The sequence below is a fragment of the Novosphingobium sp. SG751A genome (assembly GCF_013149295.1).
GTDB lineage: Bacteria > Pseudomonadota > Alphaproteobacteria > Sphingomonadales > Sphingomonadaceae > Novosphingobium.
In genome coordinates, this window is sequence record NZ_JABGCB010000002.1 from 376,647 (window position 1) to 393,887 (window position 17,241).

The window sequence follows — 17,241 nt, forward strand, 5'->3', positions numbered from 1 at the left end:
GCAGTCTAAAGCGGGCGAGGGGGGCGCGCCATCGGGCGCAGCAGGGCGTCGCCCGCCATCGCCAGCACATTGCCGCACCAGAACAGCAGCACGGCCCCCATCGTAACGACCATTTCCCAGGGAGAGCCGGGATGGGTAGGCAAGGCATGGCGCCCGATAAAGAGCAGTCGCACCAACCCTGCCGCCAAGGCCAGCAAGGCAAGCCCGGTCAACCGCAGGGCGCGATCGGCGCGCGGGCCGGGGGCGGGTTTCAAGAGACGATAGATGGGCGACATGGAACGTTCCTGCCTTGAGCACGATCCCGTCCTACGCCCCATGCGCGTTAAGCCTCCACGCGAAGCTGGGGGCGATCGCGTGAAGTTTGCGTAAAAGCCGCCTGTGTGGCCGATGCGCAAAAAGACGGGCGACCTTGCGGGCCGCCCGTCCAGGATGGGGGTCTGTTCTCTTTATAGCACGAGGGAGTCTGCACCTCGTGTGGGGTAATGCCTTTTAGAAGGTGATCTGCACCTCGCCGCCGAAGGTGCGGGGCGGGTTGAAATTGCCATAATCGCCCAGCACCGCATCATTCGCGCCCGAGCGGCGATAGATGTAGGTGGTGTTGAACAAGTTGCGGCTCCACGCCGAGAAGGTCGCCTTGGTCGCGCCGCTCATCGGCACCGAGGCCAGGGCGATGCGGCCATTGACCACAAAGCTGGCGTCGGTTTTCACCGCCTCGTTCTGGAAGCTGTATTGCGACTGGGCGTAATTGGCGTCCAGATGCACGCGCACTTCGCTGCCGTTGGCGTTCACCGGCATGACGTAATCGGCATAGGCCGAGGCGGCGTTGCGCGGCGTATAGACCACATAGACCTGATACAGCGCATTGTTCAGGAACGGATTGGCCGTGGGCGGAACGAAGGTGTAGGTATAGGCATAAGACGCGCCCAGCGTGACGCCCTCGACCGGCTTGACCGTCAGATCGGCCTCGATCCCGCGGATCTTGGAGGTGCCCGGTGCGTTGCGGGTTTCCTCGGTGTGCAGGTTGAAGGTCGGGCTGTTGGGGTTGGTGTCGACATTGTCAAAGTCGGTCTGGGTGCCGGTGCGGTCCATCATGTAACCGGCCAGATTCAGGCGCACATGATGGTCCATCAGGTCCATCTTGGTGCCGATTTCATACGAGCGCACGACCTCGGGGCCAAACGAGTTGAACGTCTGCGAACGGTCATTGGCGCCGCCCGCGCGATAGCCGGTCGAATACTTGGCATAGAGGTTGACGTTGCGCGTCAGCTCATAGGCGGCCACGGCCAGCGGGTCGAAGCGGCTGACGCTTTCGTTGAACAGGAAGTTGGTCGATACGCCCTGCACCATATAGAGCGTGCCGTTGCGCTTTTCGTTGGTATAGCGCCCGCCCAGCGTCAGGTGGAATTTGCCGTCCAGCCATTCGGGCGTATAGGTCATCTGGCCAAATGCGGCATAGCTCTTGGCATAGGCCTGGCTGGCGCGCTGCAGGAACTGCTGACCGATGGCCCAGCCCTGATTGGCCGAGGTGACCGCGCCCGACACCGTTTCGCTGTTGATCGTATAGCCGGTGCCATCGACGTTCCAGGTGTTCGACGAAGGGGTCGAGGCCTGTTCCTGTGCGCGTTCGTTGAAGTAATAGGCGCCCAGCACATATTCGACCTGCGGGATGCTGCCCACCAGTTGCAGTTCCTGGCTGAACTGGCGCTGATTGAGATAGGACAGGCTGTAGCGGCTGAAAGCGGTGTTGGGGGCAAAGATCGTGCGTGCGGCGCCGCCCGAATTGTCCCACTGCTCGGTCGAAACGCGACGCCATGCCGTGATCGAGCGCAGTTCCATGCTGGGCATCAGCTTATAGTTGAGATGCAGCGAGGTGCCCTCGGTGCGGTCCACGCTGGGCTGTTGCGGCAGGCTGATCGGGGCGACCGAAAGGCGGCTGCCGCCCGTGGGCGTGACCAGCGAGGAGAGCGGCGCGATGCAGGACGAGCAGGCCGTGGCGGTGCCCGGCGAGGCCAGGTAGTATTTGTTGGTGGTGCTGTTCAGAACATACTGGCCAACCGTGCGCCCCTGCGGGTTATAGTTGATCAGCTGGCTGAAATTGGGCGTGTTTTCGTCGCGCCCCTTGTCATAGGACAGCAAGGCCGAGAAGCCCTGAACCGGGGTCCACTTGGCGCTGATGCGCCCGCCCACGCGCTCATACTGGTTCCACCCGGCTTGGCCCGCCAGCGGGTTCTTGACGGTGGCGTCCTGATGCTGCTCCACCGCGTCGATCTTGACCGCGATATTGTTGAATTCGGGCAGGTCGAGATGGCCCTCGGCGGTGTGGCTGCCGTAATTGCCCACGCCTGCCGAGAAGCGGCCGCCGAACTGGCCGCTGGGGTCGCGCGTCACGATGCTGACGGCGCCGCCTTCGGTGTTGCGGCCAAACAGGGTGCCCTGCGGACCCTTGAGCACTTCGATGCGCGAAACGTCGAACAGCGCGGCGTTCAGGCCCTGCGAGCGGGCGAGATAGACGCCGTCGATATAAACGCCGACGCCGGTGTCGCGGGCGGTCTGGTTCTGGTCAAAGGGCACGATGCCGCGGATGCCGACCGTGAGGGCCGACTGGCGCGCCTCAAACGTGGCCACGCGCAGCGAGGGCACGCCGCCATCGGCAAGGTCGATCAGGCTCTGAACATGGCGGTCCTTGATGACCTGCTCGCTGACCACCGAGATGGCCACCGGGGTCTTTTGCAGGTTCGTCTCGCGCTTGGTGGCGGTCACGACAATGTCGGTCAGGCCGGTGCTGTTGCCGTCGGCGGGTGCGGCGTCTGCGGCATGAGCAACGCCCGCATTCATCAGCACAAGCGCGCAAAGCGGCAGGGCGAGAAGGGCCTTGGAATGTTTCACCTGATATTCCTCCGAGGGGTGCGGCCAGGTTGGAGAGGGTGGCCGCTGTTGGTAGTAACTTTAGTTAATTAATAAGTTACAGCGCCCTCTATCCATCGATGTTTGCACTTTTGTGACGATTCGGATGCATTCTTCGCGGGCGCGTTCCCGGTGTTGCATCTGGGGGCCCCGGATTGACGCCCTGGATTGACTGGACCGAAATTCGTGCCAAGGAAGAGGGCCTGTCCCGCAACATCTGAAAGGAGCCGGGTTTGACCCGTTCGCGTTCCGGTCTGGTTCTGGCCGTGATGCGCAGTCTGATGGCGGCCCTGTTTGCGGTCTGGCTCTGGATGGCGCCGCATCATCATGCGCAGGGCGGGCTGGAAACGGTCTGGCTGTTTGGCGCCTATCTGGTCTTTGCGCTGGCGATGCTGGCGGTGGCGGCGCAAAGCTGGTGGTATGATTTCCGGCTGGCGCGGGCGGCCTTTGCGGTCGATGTCGCCACCTTCCTTGTCGGCCTCTATCTGACCGAGGCGGTGACGCTGGATTTCTTCAGCTCCTTCATGGCATTCTTCGCCTTTCTGATGCTTAATTCGGCCACGCGGTGGAGCAGGCGCTCCATCCTGCTGATCGCGGCGGGGCTGGCGGCGTGTTTTCTGCTGGCGGGGCTGCTGGTCGAATGGGGCGAGTTTCATTTCGACACGACCAAATTCATCCGCCGCTTCAGCACGCTGGCGCTGCTCTCGCTGATGCTGGGCTGGTTTGCGTTTAACCGGCAGAGTGTGCCGGTTGCCCGTTATATAAAGCCCGATCTGGCGCAGGAGCCGCTGGCTGGGGTGCTGGATTATGCGATGGGGGCCTATGGTGCGGCCGGGGGCGCTATCGCATGGGCGGCGCAGGGCGAAACGCGGCCTGTGATCCGCATGGCCGGGACGGTGGCGGATGGGTTTGAACTGGCCGCTCTGGATGCGCCTTTGCCGGCAGGGGGCATGGTGTTCGACTATCCGCGCCGCCGGGCGCTGGGGCTGAATGAACAGGATCGCATGGTGGCTATGGCGCCCGCGCCGGTGGACGGGCTGATCGCGGGTTTTGCCGGGGCGCAGGGCCTGTCATTGCCGATTGTCGGGCGCACCGGGCGCGGGCAATTGGTGCTGACGGGCATAGCGGGCCTTAATTGTGACGATCTGTTCGCCGCAAAAAGCGTGGTGCGCGAGATTGCCGCCGCGATGGATGAAGAGGAAACCGAGGCTATGGCGCGCGAACTGGCCATGTCGCGTCTGCGCACCCAGATTGCCGCTGATCTGCATGATAGTGTGGTGCAAACGCTGGCCGGGGCCAAATTCCGGCTGGAGGCCTTGCGCTATAAACTGGCGAAGGGCTTGGCCGCGCCTGATGACATCGACCTGCTCTGCGCCGGGCTGGCGGACGAACAGAGCCATGTGCGCGCCATCATCGAGCGCCTGCATCAGGGCCAGATCCAGCCGGGCCGGCGCGACCTGATGCAGGAATTGCCTCCGCTGGCCGATCAGCTTTGCGCGCAATGGCTGGTGCCCGTATCAGTGGTGGGGGATAGTCCGGTCATCGTGCCCACCGCGCTCAATTTCGAGATCCAGCAGATCCTGCGCGAGGCTACCGCCAATGCCGCTCGCCATGGCGGCGCGGGCCATGTCCGCGTCGAACTGGGCATCGCCGAGGGGCGGTTGACCATGGCCATTCTCGATGACGGCAGCGGTTTTGCTCCCGATGCGCAGGGCATTCCGCCGCAATCCATCGCCGCGCGCGTGGCACGCCTGGGAGGGGGCTTGACCGTGGGGACCATCCACGGTCAAACGCGCGTGCTTGTAAACCTGCCGATGGAGCCTGCCGGATGACCCGGATCGTCATTGCCGATGATCACGCCTTTTTGCGCGCCGGGCTGGAGCAGGTTCTGGGCAGTCTGGGTTTTACGATTGTCGGCTCGGTGGGCGATGGCGATGCGGCGCTGGCGGCGGTGGGCGATGTTGATCCTGATCTGCTGATCGTTGATCTGCGGATGCCGGGGCGCAATGGCGTGGCGGTGATCGAGGCTTTGCGCGCGCGGGGCGATGCGCGGCCGGTGCTGATGCTGGCGGCCGAGATCGACGATGCCAGTCTGGTGGCCGCGATCCGGCTGGGGGTCAATGGCATCCTGATGAAGGACAGCGATGCTGCGGCGTTGAAACAGGCCATCGACACGGTGATGTCAGGCGCGCGGGCGATCTCCATGCCGATGATGGAGCGGGCCTTCATGCTGGCCTCAAAGCCGTCTGAAACAAGCCCGCTCGATGCTTTGTCCGAGCGGGACCGGAGGATCGTCGAAGGCGTGGCCGCAGGACTGCGCAACCGTGAAATTGCCGAGAATCTGGCCATTTCCGAAGGGTCGGTAAAGGTCTATCTCCATCGCATCTTCGACCGGCTGAATGTGGGCAACCGCACCGAACTGGCGCTGCTGGTACGCGCGGGACAGGGGCAGCATGGGGCTGCATCCTGACATTCTAAATTTGTCATTTGCGGCGGTTTGAGGGGGCGTCGCCGGGGACCGTCATCCAACTGTCATGCGCGCTTCCTACCCGCCGACTATCACGAGCGGCAGGATCGTACTGACCGCCAGACAGGACATCACATTATGACCATGACGAAATGGGCGGGCGCGGGCATGGCGCTGATCGCAGCGATGGCGGCAACCTCCGGCCTGGCCCAAACCCGCGCGCATTACAGCGTGACTGACAAGATCGCCGGTGCCGACGGCGGCTGGGATTATGCGCGGGTCGATGCTCCGCGCGGGGTGCTTTATGTCGCGCGAAGCAATGCGGTGATGGCGGTCGATCTGGCCACGCGCAAGGTGACCGATGCGGTGGCCAGTGCCGAGGGTGGGCATCAGGTGATCCTGATTGACGATGGCGCGACCCTTGTGGAAACCGACGGCAAGAGCGGCCTGACCCGCTTTGTCGAAGTGGCGACCGGCAAAGTGATCGCGCAGGTGCCCAGCGGCAAGAAGCCCGATGCGGCTTTCTATGATGCCGCAACCGGCCAGATCGCGGTGTTCAGCCCCGGCAACGACACGATCACCAGCATCGACGCCAAGACCCATGCGGTGACCGGCACGATGAAGCTGGCGGGCGGGCTGGAATTTGCGGTCAGCAACGGGCGCGGCGGGGCCTTTGTCAATCTTGAGGATGAGAACAAGATTGCCGAAGTCGATCTGAAAGCCGGCCGCTTGCTGCGCAAGATCGCCATGCCCGGTTGCGTTGGCCCCACGGGCCTGGCGATGGTGGCCGGGGGCAAGCGCCTGATCTCGGCCTGCGCCAATGGCGTGGCGGTGGTGGCCGATGTGGCCAGCGGCAAGGCGGTGGCCAAGCTGCCCATCGGCAAGGACGCCGATGCGGTGATCGCCGACGAGGCGCGCGGGCTGGCCTTCGTCCCCTGCGGCGGAAGCGGCACGCTGGTCGCGCTCGACATTCGCCGCCCTGATCATGTCACCGTGGCGCAGGTCATCCCCACCCAGATCGGCGCCAAGACCGGCGCTGTGGACCCGCGCGATGGCCGGGTCTATCTGCCCGCCGCCACGCTGGCCGCGCCCGAGGCCGGAGCCAAGCGCGGCAAGCCGGTGCCGGGCAGCTTTGTCATTCTGGTCGTTTCGCCCAAAGCCTGAAGAGGGAATTTGCGATGATGAAAACCACCCTGAGCGCTGCCTTGCTGATGCTGGCCATTCCTGATGCGGGTATGGCGCAAACCGCGCCCAAGACGCTGCAATATCTGGACGGCGCGCTGTTTCAGCCGGTCCTGATCCTGCCCGCGCCGGTGGCCCGCGATATGTCCGCCAACGCGCGCGAACTGGCCGCTTTGCACCAGTTGATCGCCAGCGCCAGCCCGCAGCGGTTGAAGCAGGCCTATGAGGATGCGATCCACGAAGACCCGGCGATCTTTAATGAAACGCTGGGGGTCGATCTGAAAAAGCTGCCCGCGACGTGGGAATTGCTGGAAATCGTCGATCATGAATCCGCCATCGTGGCCAGCCTTGCCAAGGAGCATTTTCATCGCATGCGCCCCTACAGCGCCGATGCCACGCTGCCCTTCTGCGAGGGCAAGGCCGATCCGGCCAAGCCTGCCTATCGTTCCTATCCCTCGGGCCATTCGACGCTGGGCTATTCGGTGGGCGTGGCGCTGGCGCGGCTGGTGCCGGCCCGGGCGGGCAAGATCATGGACCGCGCGCAGGATTATGCGATGAGCCGCGAATATTGCGGCGCGCATTATGCCAGCGACATTCAGGCCAGCGAGGTGATCGGCACGCTGGCAGCCACGCTGTTGCTGAACGATCCGCGTCTGGCCGACAAGGTGGCGGCGGCGCGGGTCGAATTGAGCAAGATCTGAGGAGGCATTCGGGCCTGCTGTTTGCCAAAGGTGAGCGGCAGGCTCGGTATGTGTAAATCTGCCTAATACGAAAGCATAGGTGGTTTTCTCTATTTTGTTCGATTGCCGATCTGCAATATATCAAAAGGTGCTGTGTTAAATCGTCCATGTTTGGGTGGATGAAAGGCATGGCCTTGCTGCGGTATCTTCATAATATTCTGAATAGTCAGGGTTATGCCCCGCATGGCTTTTGCCTGCTTTGGCAACCGGAACTGATCTGGACCCATGTGACGGCGGATGCGATCACCGCGCTGGCCTATTTCACCATACCGATCGCGCTGGTCATGCTGGTGCGCAGGCGCGGCGACATTGCCTTCAGCTGGGTGTTCATCTGTTTTGCGGTGTTCATTCTGGCCTGCGGGGCAACGCATATCATTTCGATCATCACGCTGTGGTATCCGATTTACGGCATTCAGGCGCTGGTCAAGGCGCTGACTGCGGTGGTCTCGGTGGCGACGGCGGCCGCGTTCTGGCCGCTGATGCCCAAGCTGCTGGCCATTCCATCGCCCACGCAATTGCGGTTGGCCAATGAGGCCTTGGCCACGCGCGTGCTGGAGCGCGATGCGGCCATCGAGCAATTGCAGGCCGAAATAGCCGAGCGCAAAAGCATTCAGGCCCAGTTGGCCGAGCGCAGCCGCGAACTGGACATTGCCCGGTCCGTGGCCGAAAGCGCCAGTCAGGCCAAGTCGAACTTTCTGGCCAATATGAGCCATGAATTGCGCACGCCGCTCAATGCCGTGATGGGCTATGCCCAATTGATGATGCGCGAAAAGGGCATCGAGGAGCGCCACCAGCACGCCGCCCGCACCATCCATGACAGCGGCCAGCACCTGCTTACGCTGATCAATGACATTCTCGACCTGTCCAAGATCGAGGCGGGCAAGCTGGAGCTTTATCCCACCAGCACCGACCTGCGCGGTTTTTTGAAAGGTATCGCGGCGATCATGCGCGTGCGGACCGAGGAAAAGGCGCTGGATTTTGTCTGCGATCTGGCCCCCGATCTGCCCGATTTCGTTCTGGCCGATGAAAAACGGCTGCGACAGGTTCTGCTCAACCTGCTGGGCAATGCGGTCAAATTCACAGACCGCGGCCGGGTGACGCTGGGCGCCAGCGTGCTGATGATCAGCGGCCAGAGCGTGCGGCTCAGCTTCTCGGTGCGCGACACCGGGGTGGGCATTGCGCAGGAGGAATTGCCCGCCATCTTCAAGCCTTTTGAACAGGTGGGCGCCAATGACAAGCGCTCGGGCGGCACGGGCCTTGGCCTGTCGATCAGCCGCCAGTTGATCGAATTGATGGACAGCGCGCTCAAGGTGGAAAGCGTGGTGGGCGAGGGCAGCCTGTTCTGGTTCGACCTCGATCTTGCCATCTCGCACCGGCAATCGGGGGGCGATGTCAACCCGGCCGAATGCACCGGCTATCGCGGGGATCGGCGCCGGATTCTGATCGTCGATGATATCACCGCCAACCGCGAAGTGCTGGCCGCGCTGCTGGTCGATCTGGGCTTTGCGGTCGAACAGTCGCCCAATGCACAGGAGGGGATCGCGCAGGCCATCGCATCGTTGCCCGATCTCATCATGATGGACATTCGCATGCCTGGCATGGACGGGCTTGAGGCCATTCAGGCGCTGGGCGAGCATAAGGGCTTGCGCCATGTGCCGGTCATTGCGGTTTCCTCGGGCATTTCGCCCCAGCATCAGAGCGCCGCGCTGGCCGCAGGCGCCCGCTCCTTCCTGCCCAAACCGCTGGACCGGGCCGAGATGATCCGGCTGGTGGGCGAGGCGATCGGGGTGGAATGGACCATCGAACAGGCCGAGGCGAAGGAGGAGGCGATGACCATACCCCCTGCCGATGTGCTGGGCGCGCTGCACGCGGCGGCGGCGGCGGGCAATATGCGCGCGGTGCGCGGCGAGGCCGAGAGGATTGCCGCTCTCGATACCGCCTATCGCGCCTTTGCCGAAACGATCACCCGCATGGCGCGCGCGTTTCAGTCGCAGGCCCTGTTGGCCCTGATCGAAACCAGCATGGAGGAGCAGGCATGAGCGATATGTCGGGCGCCTTTGTCGCCGATGCCAATACCGCCGCCGATGCCGATGCGATGGTTCAGACCATTTTGGTGGTCGATGACAATCCGGTCAATCTGGGCGTGGTGGGCGAGCATCTGGAGGATAACAATTATAACGTCACCGTGGCGCAGGACGGGATGGAGGGCCTCAAGCGCGCCGAACTGGGCCAGCCCGATCTGATCCTGCTGGACGTGATGATGCCGGGCATTGACGGGTTTGAGACCTGTCGCCGGCTGAAGGCCAATCCGGCCACCTGCGACATTCCCGTCATCTTCATGACCGCGCTCACTGATGTGAGCGACAAGATGTCGGCCTTTCAGGCGGGCGGGGTCGACTATATCAGCAAGCCGTTTCAGACCGAGGAACTGCTGGCCCGTGTGCGCACCCATCTGGCCCTGCGCGAGGCGCAACGGCAGATGGCGCGCAAGAACGCGCTGTTGCAAAGCGAAATTCGCGCCCGCCATGAGGCCGAAATCAGCCGCCAGCAATCCGAGCAGAGCTATCGTCGCCTGTTCGAAACCGCCCATGACGGCTTGCTGCTGCTGGATGCGGCCAGCGGGCGGGTGATCGATGCCAATCCGGCGCTGGCGGCGATGCTGGGCCATGATCGGCCCGCCATTCTGGGGCGGCTCTTCTGGGAATTGCCGTGCTTTGAACATATCCCGGCCTGCCGCGCGGCGGTGGAGGACATTGCCCGGTGCGAAACGGTCAAATATGACGATTGGGAATTGAAAAGCGCCGCGGGCGCCCCGATCCATGTCGAGGTGATCGGGCGGCGTTACCGCAACGAGCATCAGACGGTGATCCAGTACAATATCCGCGACACCAGCGACCGCAAGGAGGCCGAAGCCCGCATCCGCTATATGGCGCTGCACGATGCGCTGACGGGGCTGCCAAACCGGACGCTGTTGACTGACCGGCTGGGCCATGCCGTGGCGCAGGCCCGCCGCTGCGGCCAGAAGGTGGCGGTGATGATGCTCGATCTGGACCATTTCAAGCATATCAACGATTCGCTGGGCCATCATGTGGGCGACATGCTGTTACAGACCGTGGCCGACCGGTTGCGGGCATGCCTGCGCGAATGCGATACGGCGGCGCGGCTGGGGGGCGATGAATTCGTCATCCTGCTGGGCGATGTGGATAATTCGAGTGATGTCGATGTGGTCGCGGCCAAGGTGCTGCACGCGCTCAAGAGCGCCTTCCTGATCGAGCAGCATCAGTTGCACATCGGCGGCAGCATCGGCGTCAGCACCTTTCCGCAGGATGGCGAGGATCCGGGCAAGCTGCTGCGCGCGGCCGACACGGCCATGTATGACGCCAAGGGCAACGGGCGGGGCATCCACCGCCATTTCACCCCCGCGATGAACGAAGCCACGATGCGGTGGCAGGAACTGGCCAATGATATTCATCAGGCCTGCGTCAACGAAGAGTTCACGCTCTATTATCAGCCCCAGATCGCGCTGGACGGCTATCATATCACCGGGGTCGAGGCTTTGCTGCGCTGGAACCACCCGGTTCAGGGGCTGGTATTGCCCAATGTTTTCGTGCCGCTGCTCGAAGAACTGGGGTTGATTGTCGAGGTGGGCGAATGGGCCCTGGTGCAGGCGTGCCGGCAGAATGCGGCGTGGCAGCAGGCGGGGCATCCGCCGATCCGCATGGCGGTCAACCTGTCGGCCCAGCAATTTTATCGCGGCGATATCGTCAAAAGCGTCAAGCGCGCGCTGGAGGTTTCGGGCATGGACCCGCAATGGCTCGAACTGGAGTTGACCGAGAGCCTGACGCTGGACGATACCGAGGTGACGATCCAGATCATGAACGATCTCAAGGCGCTGGGCGTCACGCTCTCGCTCGATGATTTCGGCACGGGCTGGTCCTCGCTGTCTTATCTGCGCCGATTTCCGCTGGATCGGATCAAGATCGACCGCACCTTTATGAGCGAGGTGGCCACCGAGCCCAATGCCGCCGCCGTGGTGCAGGGTATCCTCTCGCTGGCGCAAAATCTGGGCCTTGGCTGTGTGGCTGAAGGGGTCGAGAGTCGCGAGCAACTCGATTATCTCAAGCGTCAGATCTGTTCGGAGATGCAGGGTTTCCTCTTCAGCCGCCCGCTGGCGCCCGATGATGTCGCGCAGGTGCTGACCCATGCGATGGGGCCGCGCTTCATTGAGGAAGGCTGGCCCGGTCAGGACTGAGTTTGCCTTTGGCGCGCCTTATGATTTCCCCCCGACTGCGTGACTTTACGCAGTCCCCCCCAAAGCAACCATCTACACGCTTTTGCTAAACCCGCCTGACGCAAGGGCATTCTGGTTGACCCTTGGCAGGGCTGGGCTTGACGATGGCGATATTGGTACGACTGGCACCGCAGGTCACATTGCAAACGGTTTGCGCGGCCCATGAGGCGCTGTGCGAGGCCTTTCTGGCCGGGCAGGATGTCGATCTGGACGTCGACCGGCTGGAGGAAGGCGATCTGGGCGTGGTGCAGCTTATTCTGGCCGCGCGGGCCGAGGCCGAGGCCCACCATCACCAGTTACGCCTGACCGCGCCTGCCAATCCGGTGCTGATCTCGCTGCTCGCCCGCGCGGGCCTCTATCCCCAGACCCATGCCGATATCGATTTCTGGTTCCACGGAGTTATCCCTGCATGAGCGCGTCCATTCTTACCGTCGATGATTCCTCCAGCCTGCGCATGGCGGTGCGCATTGCGCTGACCGGGGCGGGCTATACCGTCACCGAGGCGGGCGATGGCATGGAAGGGCTGACCAAGGCGGGAGCCCAGCGCTTTGACATGATCATCACCGACTTGAACATGCCGCGCATGGACGGGCTGACCATGATCCGCGAAATCCGCAAGAGCGGCAAGCAGACCGGCGTGCCCATCATCTTTCTGACCACGGAGAGCGACGATGGCGTCAAGGGCCAGGCCAAGGCTGCGGGCGCGACCGGCTGGCTGGTCAAACCGTTTAACGCCGACCAACTGGTCAAGATCGCGCGCAAGGTTCTGGGGCGGTGAGCGAGGACGATCCGGTCGCCGCCTTTCGGGTGGAGGCGGGCGAGCTGCTCGATTCGATCGAGGCGGCGCTGCTCGATCTGGCCGGGGATTCAACCAACACCGGGCTGGTGGATGAGGTCTTTCGCGGGCTGCACACGCTCAAAGGCTCGGGCGCGATGTTCGGGTTCGAGGCGCTGGCACGTTTCACCCATCATTGCGAAACCGCCTTTGACCGCGTGCGCAAGGGACAGGCCGAGGCCTCGCAGGCCCTGATCGGCGTTGTCCTTTCGGCGCGCGATCACATGCAGGCGCTGATCGATGTGGGCACGCAGGGCGACCCGATGCTGGAGATGGCGGGCGAGGCGATCCTCTCCTCGCTGGAAAAGGCGGTGGCCAACAGCGAGGGGATGGCGGTCCCCCGAGCCATTCAGACCGAGCGCAAGGGCTGGCATATTTCGTTCAAGCTGCCCCCCGGCTCGATGGCCAACGGCACCAATCCCTTGCCCTTGCTCGATGAATTGCGCGGGCTTGGCGATTGCCGGATCACGCCCCGCCTCGATGAAGTGCCGCCTCTGGCCTCTCTGGTGCCTACCGAATGCTATATCTACTGGGACATCGTGATTGAGGGCGATGTGACGTGTGAGGACATCGAGGATGTCTTCATCTTTGTCATCGACGATATGGATCTGGCGATCACCCCCCTGATCGAAGAACCCGAAAGCGACGAGCCGGTCGAGGTGCTGCCCGTCGCCACGGTGCTGGCCGCGCCCCAGCCGGTGGCCAAAGCCGCGCCGCCCGCGCAGGAAAGCGTGCGCGTGGCCGCCGAGCGTCTGGATGAATTGATGAACCGTGTGGGCGAGTTGGTGATCGCCCAGAGCCGTCTGGCGCAATTGGCGACCAGCAGCGGTCCGGTCAATGAACTGACGCTGCGCGCGGTGTCGGAGGATATCGAGCGCCTGTCGGCCGAATTGCGCGACACCACGATGGCGATGCGGATGATGCCGGTGGGCAATCTGTTTGGCCGCTTCCGTCGTCTTGTCCATGATCTGGCGCGCGAAACGGGCAAGACCATCGAACTGGTCACCCATGGCGAGGCGACCGAGGTGGACAAGACCGTGATCGAGCGGCTGGCCGATCCGATGATCCACCTGATCCGCAATTCCTGCGACCATGGGCTGGAAACCGCCGATGACCGTATTGCGGCGGGCAAACCGGTTTCGGGCAGTCTGACCCTTTCGGCGCGGCAGGCAGGCGGCGAGGTGCTGATTGCCATCACCGACGATGGCCGGGGCATCGACCGCGAACGCGTGCGCGCCAAGGCCGAGGCGCAGGGGCTGATCCAGCCGGGCGCTGTGCTGGGCGATGGCGAATTGTTTCAGATGATCTTTCACCCGGGATTTTCGACGGCGGCGGCGATCACCAGCCTGTCGGGTCGGGGCGTGGGCATGGATGTGGTCAAGCGCAGCATCGAATCCTTGCGCGGCACCATCGACATCACCAGCACGCAGGGCGTCGGCACTACCATGACGCTGCATCTGCCGCTCACGCTGGCGATCATCGAATGCATGTTGGTCCGCGTGGGCGAGGGGCGTTACGCGATTCCCCTGTCCGTGGTGGAGGAATGCATCGAATTGCCCGCCGCCGAGGTGACCTCGACCGCGCGGCGCAATTTCCTCGATGTGCGCGGCGAATTGGTGCCTTATCTGCGCCTGCGCGACACATTCGGCACCGATTATCCGGCGGATCTGTTCCAAAAGGTAGTGATCGTGGGGCAGGGCCGGGGCCGGGTCGGCCTGGTGGTCGATCAGATCATCGGCAACACCCAGACCGTCATCAAATCCCTGTCCCGCTTCCACGCAGGGCAAGGCAGCTTTTCGGGCGCGACGATCCTTGGCGACGGCAATGTCGCGCTGATCCTTGACGTGGGCAATCTGATCGTGGCGGCGCAAAAGAACCAGCGCCTGCTGGGCGAAAGAGCGGGGGAAGTGGCATGATCGTTCCCGAACGCGTTTTGACATTTGCGTTGGATGGCGAAATCTTTGCCATCGACGCGCAGGCGGTGCGCGAAATCCTTGAGGTTCCGGCCATCACCCGCGTGCCCGGCGCGCCCGATTTCGCCAGCGGGCTGATCAATGTGCGCGGCGCGATTGTGCCTTTGACCGATCTGGCCGTGGCCTTTGGCATGGTGCATGCCGATCATGGCGAGGACACGCGCGTCATCGTCATTGAGGCCGAGGTGGAAGGCGAGCCCACAACCATCGGCCTTGTGGCCGACAAGGTGCTGGATGTGGCCGCGATGGAAGGCGTGCCCGTGGAGGAAGCGCCGCCGGTCGGCATGCGCTGGCGGGCCGATTTCATCCGCGCGATCGCCCGGCCTCAGGGGCAATTCGTGATCCTGCCCGATCTGGAACTGATCTTTGCCGAAAGTCTGGGCATGGCCACCCGTCAGGAGCGCGCGGCATGACCGTTCAGGCTGTAACCTTCAACATTGGCGCCGAGGTCTTTGCCGTGCCGGTCGAGCAGGTGCGCGAGATCCTCGATTATCAGGAGACCTTTCGCCTGCCGGGCGCGCCGGATCATTTTCTGGGGTTGATCGATGTGCGCGGGGTTGGCGTGCCGACCATCGACCTGCGGCTGCGCCTTGGCCTGCCACGCGCCGAGCCGACGCCGCTGACGCGCATTCTCATCCTTGAGGTGCCGCGTGATGGCGAGGTGATCCTGCTGGGTCTGGTGATCGACCGCGCGCTGGTGGTCAGCGCCTTTGCGCGGGAAAGCATTGAAAAGGCACCCGATATCGGCATCCGCTGGCGCTCGGACTATATCACCGGGGTGATCCGGCAGGATGGTGGCTTTGTCGTGCTGATTGATATTGCCCGCGTGTTGACCAGTCAGGATGCCGCGATGATCGGCCTGTCCTCGAATGAACCGTGGGAACGGGTGCCTTGAGCGGCCAGTCCGACAGGACGGCGGGCAAAGGCTTTGGCGTCGAACCGGCCAAGACGGCCATCGGCGACCGCCAGTTTCGGCGCGTGGCCGCCTATATTCAGGCCGAAACCGGCATCAAGATGCCCTCTACCAAGGCCCAGATGATCGAAGGTCGTCTGGTCAAGCGTGTGCGCGAGGGCGGATTCGAGAGCATGGACGCCTATTGCGAGCATATCCTCTCAGGCTATGCCAGCGACGAGGCGGTCGATGATTTCATCAATGCCATCACCACCAACAAGACCGATTTCTTCCGCGAACCGGGCCATTTCGACTATCTGGTCCAGACGATCCTGCCCGAATTGCGCGCCCAGCGCTGCCGCCGCATCCGTTGCTGGAGCGCGGCGGCATCGAGCGGCATGGAGGCCTATACGCTGGCCATGATGCTGGATGATTTCGTGGCCGAACAACGCGATATGGATTATTTCATTCTGGCCACCGACATTGACACCAGCGTTCTGGCCGAGGCGCGGCGCGGGATTTATCCGCAAGTCGCGCTGGCCCCCGTGCCGGCGGCCATGCGCGCGCGCTATGTCGTCAATGCCCGCGACCCCCAGCGCAAGGAGGGGCGCATCATTCCGGAATTGCGCCGCAAGGTCGGCTTTGCCCGGCTGAACCTGATGGATGGTCATTATCCGGTTGGCGAGCCGATGGATGTGATCTTTTGCCGCAACGTCCTCATCTATTTCGAGCGCGACATTCAGGCCAAGGTGATCGCGCGGCTTTGCGACAATCTGCGCCCCGGAGGCCATCTGATCCTTGGCCATTCGGAATCGACTCATGGGCTCGATCTGCCGCTCATCACCGTGGCCAACACGGTGTTCAGAAAGAAGGGATAGGCGATGACCAAGATCCGTGTGCTGATCGTGGACGATTCGGCCAGCGTGCGCCAGATGATGACGCGCATCCTGTCGGCCGATCCCCAGATCGAGGTGATTGCCGCGGCCAGCGACCCCTTTGCGGCGGCGCGCTATATCAAGGATGAGTTGCCCGATGTGGTGACGCTGGATGTGGAAATGCCGCGCATGGACGGCATCACCTTCCTGCGCAAGCTGATGAGCCAGTGCCCTTTGCCGGTGGTCATGTGTTCCTCGCTGACCGAGAGCGGGTCCGATACGCTGCTTCAGGCGCTGGAGGCGGGCGCGGTGGATGTGATCCTTAAGCCTCAGGCGGGCGTGGCCGATTTTCTGGCCGAGCAGCATCAGCGGATCTGCGACGTGGTCAAAGGCGCGGCCCGCGCCCGCGTGCGCGCCCGCACCGAACGCAAGCCGGTCGTGCCTCAGCAAAAGCTGACGGCCGACGCCGTGCTGCCCCCGCCCGGATCGCGCGCGATGAGCCGGACCACCGAGCAGATCGTCTGCATCGGCGCTTCGACCGGGGGCACAGAAGCGCTGCGCGAGGTGCTGGAGGCCTTGCCCGCCAATGCGCCCGGCATCGTCATCGTCCAGCATATGCCCGAACATTTCACCCGCTCCTTTGCCCAGCGGCTCAACGCGCTTTGCGAAGTTGATGTTAAAGAGGCCGAGGATGGCGACACGGTGATGCGCGGCCATGTGCTGATCGCGCCGGGCGGGCGCCACACGCTGCTGACGCGGCAGGGCGCGCGTTATACGGTCAGCGTGCGCGACGGCCCGCTGGTTTCACGCCATCGGCCATCGGTCGATGTGCTGTTCCGTTCGGCCGCGCAATCGGCGGGCAGCAATGCGGTGGGGGTGATCCTGACCGGAATGGGCGACGATGGGGCGCAGGGCATGCTGGAAATGAAGCAGGCCGGTGCGCGCACCATTGCGCAGGACGAGGCGACAAGCGTGGTCTTTGGCATGCCCAAGGAAGCCATCGCGCGCGGCGCGGTCGATCGCATCGTGCCGTTGGGCAATGTTGCGCGTGAATTGCTGCATGCGGCGGCCAAGTGAAGGTA

Annotated in this window: 15 protein-coding genes; 13 read left to right on the forward strand and 2 right to left on the reverse strand. The window is 63.4% G+C overall.

Going from position 1 to position 17,241, the window contains the following annotated elements; genetic code table 11:
• Positions 1 to 5: 5 nt before the first annotated feature.
• Together FHW96_RS04120 and FHW96_RS04125 are read right to left on the reverse strand one after the other, a co-directional pair.
• A complete protein-coding gene (locus FHW96_RS04120; protein WP_172339271.1) occupies positions 6 to 275 on the reverse strand; it encodes a hypothetical protein in 270 nt (89 codons plus the stop codon).
• Positions 276 to 489: 214 nt separating this feature from the next.
• Positions 490 to 2,835, reverse strand: coding sequence for a TonB-dependent receptor (locus FHW96_RS04125; RefSeq protein WP_172339351.1), 2,346 nt, complete (start codon positions 2,833 to 2,835; stop codon positions 490 to 492).
• Between the two features lie 302 nt (positions 2,836 to 3,137).
• Here FHW96_RS04125 and FHW96_RS04130 point away from each other — a divergent pair, with 302 nt between their 5' ends.
• From FHW96_RS04130 to FHW96_RS04190, 13 genes are all read left to right on the forward strand, one after another.
• A complete protein-coding gene (locus FHW96_RS04130) occupies positions 3,138 to 4,736 on the forward strand; it encodes a sensor histidine kinase (protein WP_253950717.1) in 1,599 nt (532 codons plus the stop codon).
• Positions 4,733 to 5,374 (forward strand): response regulator transcription factor, encoded by a 642-nt coding sequence (locus FHW96_RS04135; RefSeq protein ID WP_172339272.1) that lies wholly within the window; start codon positions 4,733 to 4,735, stop codon positions 5,372 to 5,374. Before FHW96_RS04130 ends, FHW96_RS04135 begins: the two co-directional genes overlap by 4 nt.
• A 135-nt stretch (positions 5,375 to 5,509) precedes the next feature.
• The gene (locus FHW96_RS04140; protein ID WP_172339273.1) at positions 5,510 to 6,535 is read left to right on the forward strand and encodes a YncE family protein; all 1,026 of its coding nucleotides are present in this window, start codon (positions 5,510 to 5,512) and stop codon (positions 6,533 to 6,535) included.
• A 14-nt stretch (positions 6,536 to 6,549) separates the two neighbouring features.
• A complete protein-coding gene (locus FHW96_RS04145; RefSeq protein ID WP_172339274.1) occupies positions 6,550 to 7,254 on the forward strand; it encodes a phosphatase PAP2 family protein in 705 nt (234 codons plus the stop codon).
• A gap of 167 nt (positions 7,255 to 7,421) precedes the next feature.
• Entirely contained in the window at positions 7,422 to 9,332 is a 1,911-nt protein-coding gene (locus FHW96_RS04150; protein ID WP_172339275.1) for an ATP-binding protein, read from the forward strand.
• Positions 9,329 to 11,545: an EAL domain-containing protein gene (locus FHW96_RS04155; protein ID WP_253950718.1), complete on the forward strand. Its 2,217-nt coding sequence runs from the start codon at positions 9,329 to 9,331 to the stop codon at positions 11,543 to 11,545. The genes FHW96_RS04150 and FHW96_RS04155 overlap by 4 nt, the downstream gene beginning before the upstream one ends.
• Positions 11,546 to 11,688: 143 nt before the next feature.
• Entirely contained in the window at positions 11,689 to 11,997 is a 309-nt protein-coding gene (locus tag FHW96_RS04160) for an STAS domain-containing protein (RefSeq protein ID WP_172339276.1), read from the forward strand.
• Positions 11,994 to 12,362 carry a response regulator gene (locus FHW96_RS04165; RefSeq protein ID WP_168602471.1) on the forward strand — a complete coding sequence of 123 codons (369 nt, stop codon included), beginning with the start codon at positions 11,994 to 11,996 and terminating at the stop codon, positions 12,360 to 12,362. Before FHW96_RS04160 ends, FHW96_RS04165 begins: the two co-directional genes overlap by 4 nt.
• The gene (locus FHW96_RS04170) at positions 12,359 to 14,335 is read left to right on the forward strand and encodes a chemotaxis protein CheW (protein WP_172339277.1); all 1,977 of its coding nucleotides are present in this window, start codon (positions 12,359 to 12,361) and stop codon (positions 14,333 to 14,335) included. Before FHW96_RS04165 ends, FHW96_RS04170 begins: the two co-directional genes overlap by 4 nt.
• Positions 14,332 to 14,805, forward strand: a complete 474-nt coding sequence (locus tag FHW96_RS04175; protein WP_172339278.1) for a chemotaxis protein CheW — start codon at positions 14,332 to 14,334, stop codon at positions 14,803 to 14,805. Before FHW96_RS04170 ends, FHW96_RS04175 begins: the two co-directional genes overlap by 4 nt.
• The gene (locus tag FHW96_RS04180; RefSeq protein WP_172339279.1) at positions 14,802 to 15,287 is read left to right on the forward strand and encodes a chemotaxis protein CheW; all 486 of its coding nucleotides are present in this window, start codon (positions 14,802 to 14,804) and stop codon (positions 15,285 to 15,287) included. The genes FHW96_RS04175 and FHW96_RS04180 overlap by 4 nt, the downstream gene beginning before the upstream one ends.
• On the forward strand, positions 15,284 to 16,162 hold the full coding sequence (locus tag FHW96_RS04185) for a protein-glutamate O-methyltransferase CheR (RefSeq protein WP_256432795.1): 879 nt from the start codon (positions 15,284 to 15,286) through the stop codon (positions 16,160 to 16,162). The genes FHW96_RS04180 and FHW96_RS04185 overlap by 4 nt, the downstream gene beginning before the upstream one ends.
• A 3-nt stretch (positions 16,163 to 16,165) precedes the next feature.
• Positions 16,166 to 17,236 (forward strand): chemotaxis response regulator protein-glutamate methylesterase, encoded by a 1,071-nt coding sequence (locus FHW96_RS04190; protein ID WP_172339280.1) that lies wholly within the window; start codon positions 16,166 to 16,168, stop codon positions 17,234 to 17,236.
• Positions 17,237 to 17,241 lie beyond the last annotated feature (5 nt).

Bases quoted from the DNA above. Each gene is read 5' to 3' on its own strand.
- FHW96_RS04120 (WP_172339271.1), bottom strand. From the start codon at position 275: ATGTCGCCCATCTATCGTCTCTTGAAACCCGCCCCCGGCCCGCGCGCC.
- FHW96_RS04125 (WP_172339351.1), bottom strand. From the start codon at position 2,835: ATGAATGCGGGCGTTGCTCATGCCGCAGACGCCGCACCCGCCGACGGC.
- FHW96_RS04135 (WP_172339272.1), top strand. From the start codon at position 4,733: ATGACCCGGATCGTCATTGCCGATGATCACGCCTTTTTGCGCGCCGGG.
- FHW96_RS04140 (WP_172339273.1), top strand. From the start codon at position 5,510: ATGACCATGACGAAATGGGCGGGCGCGGGCATGGCGCTGATCGCAGCG.
- FHW96_RS04145 (WP_172339274.1), top strand. From the start codon at position 6,550: ATGATGAAAACCACCCTGAGCGCTGCCTTGCTGATGCTGGCCATTCCT.
- FHW96_RS04150 (WP_172339275.1), top strand. From the start codon at position 7,422: ATGGCCTTGCTGCGGTATCTTCATAATATTCTGAATAGTCAGGGTTAT.
- FHW96_RS04155 (WP_253950718.1), top strand. From the start codon at position 9,329: ATGAGCGATATGTCGGGCGCCTTTGTCGCCGATGCCAATACCGCCGCC.
- FHW96_RS04160 (WP_172339276.1), top strand. From the start codon at position 11,689: ATGGCGATATTGGTACGACTGGCACCGCAGGTCACATTGCAAACGGTT.
- FHW96_RS04165 (WP_168602471.1), top strand. From the start codon at position 11,994: ATGAGCGCGTCCATTCTTACCGTCGATGATTCCTCCAGCCTGCGCATG.
- FHW96_RS04175 (WP_172339278.1), top strand. From the start codon at position 14,332: ATGATCGTTCCCGAACGCGTTTTGACATTTGCGTTGGATGGCGAAATC.
- FHW96_RS04180 (WP_172339279.1), top strand. From the start codon at position 14,802: ATGACCGTTCAGGCTGTAACCTTCAACATTGGCGCCGAGGTCTTTGCC.
- FHW96_RS04190 (WP_172339280.1), top strand. From the start codon at position 16,166: ATGACCAAGATCCGTGTGCTGATCGTGGACGATTCGGCCAGCGTGCGC.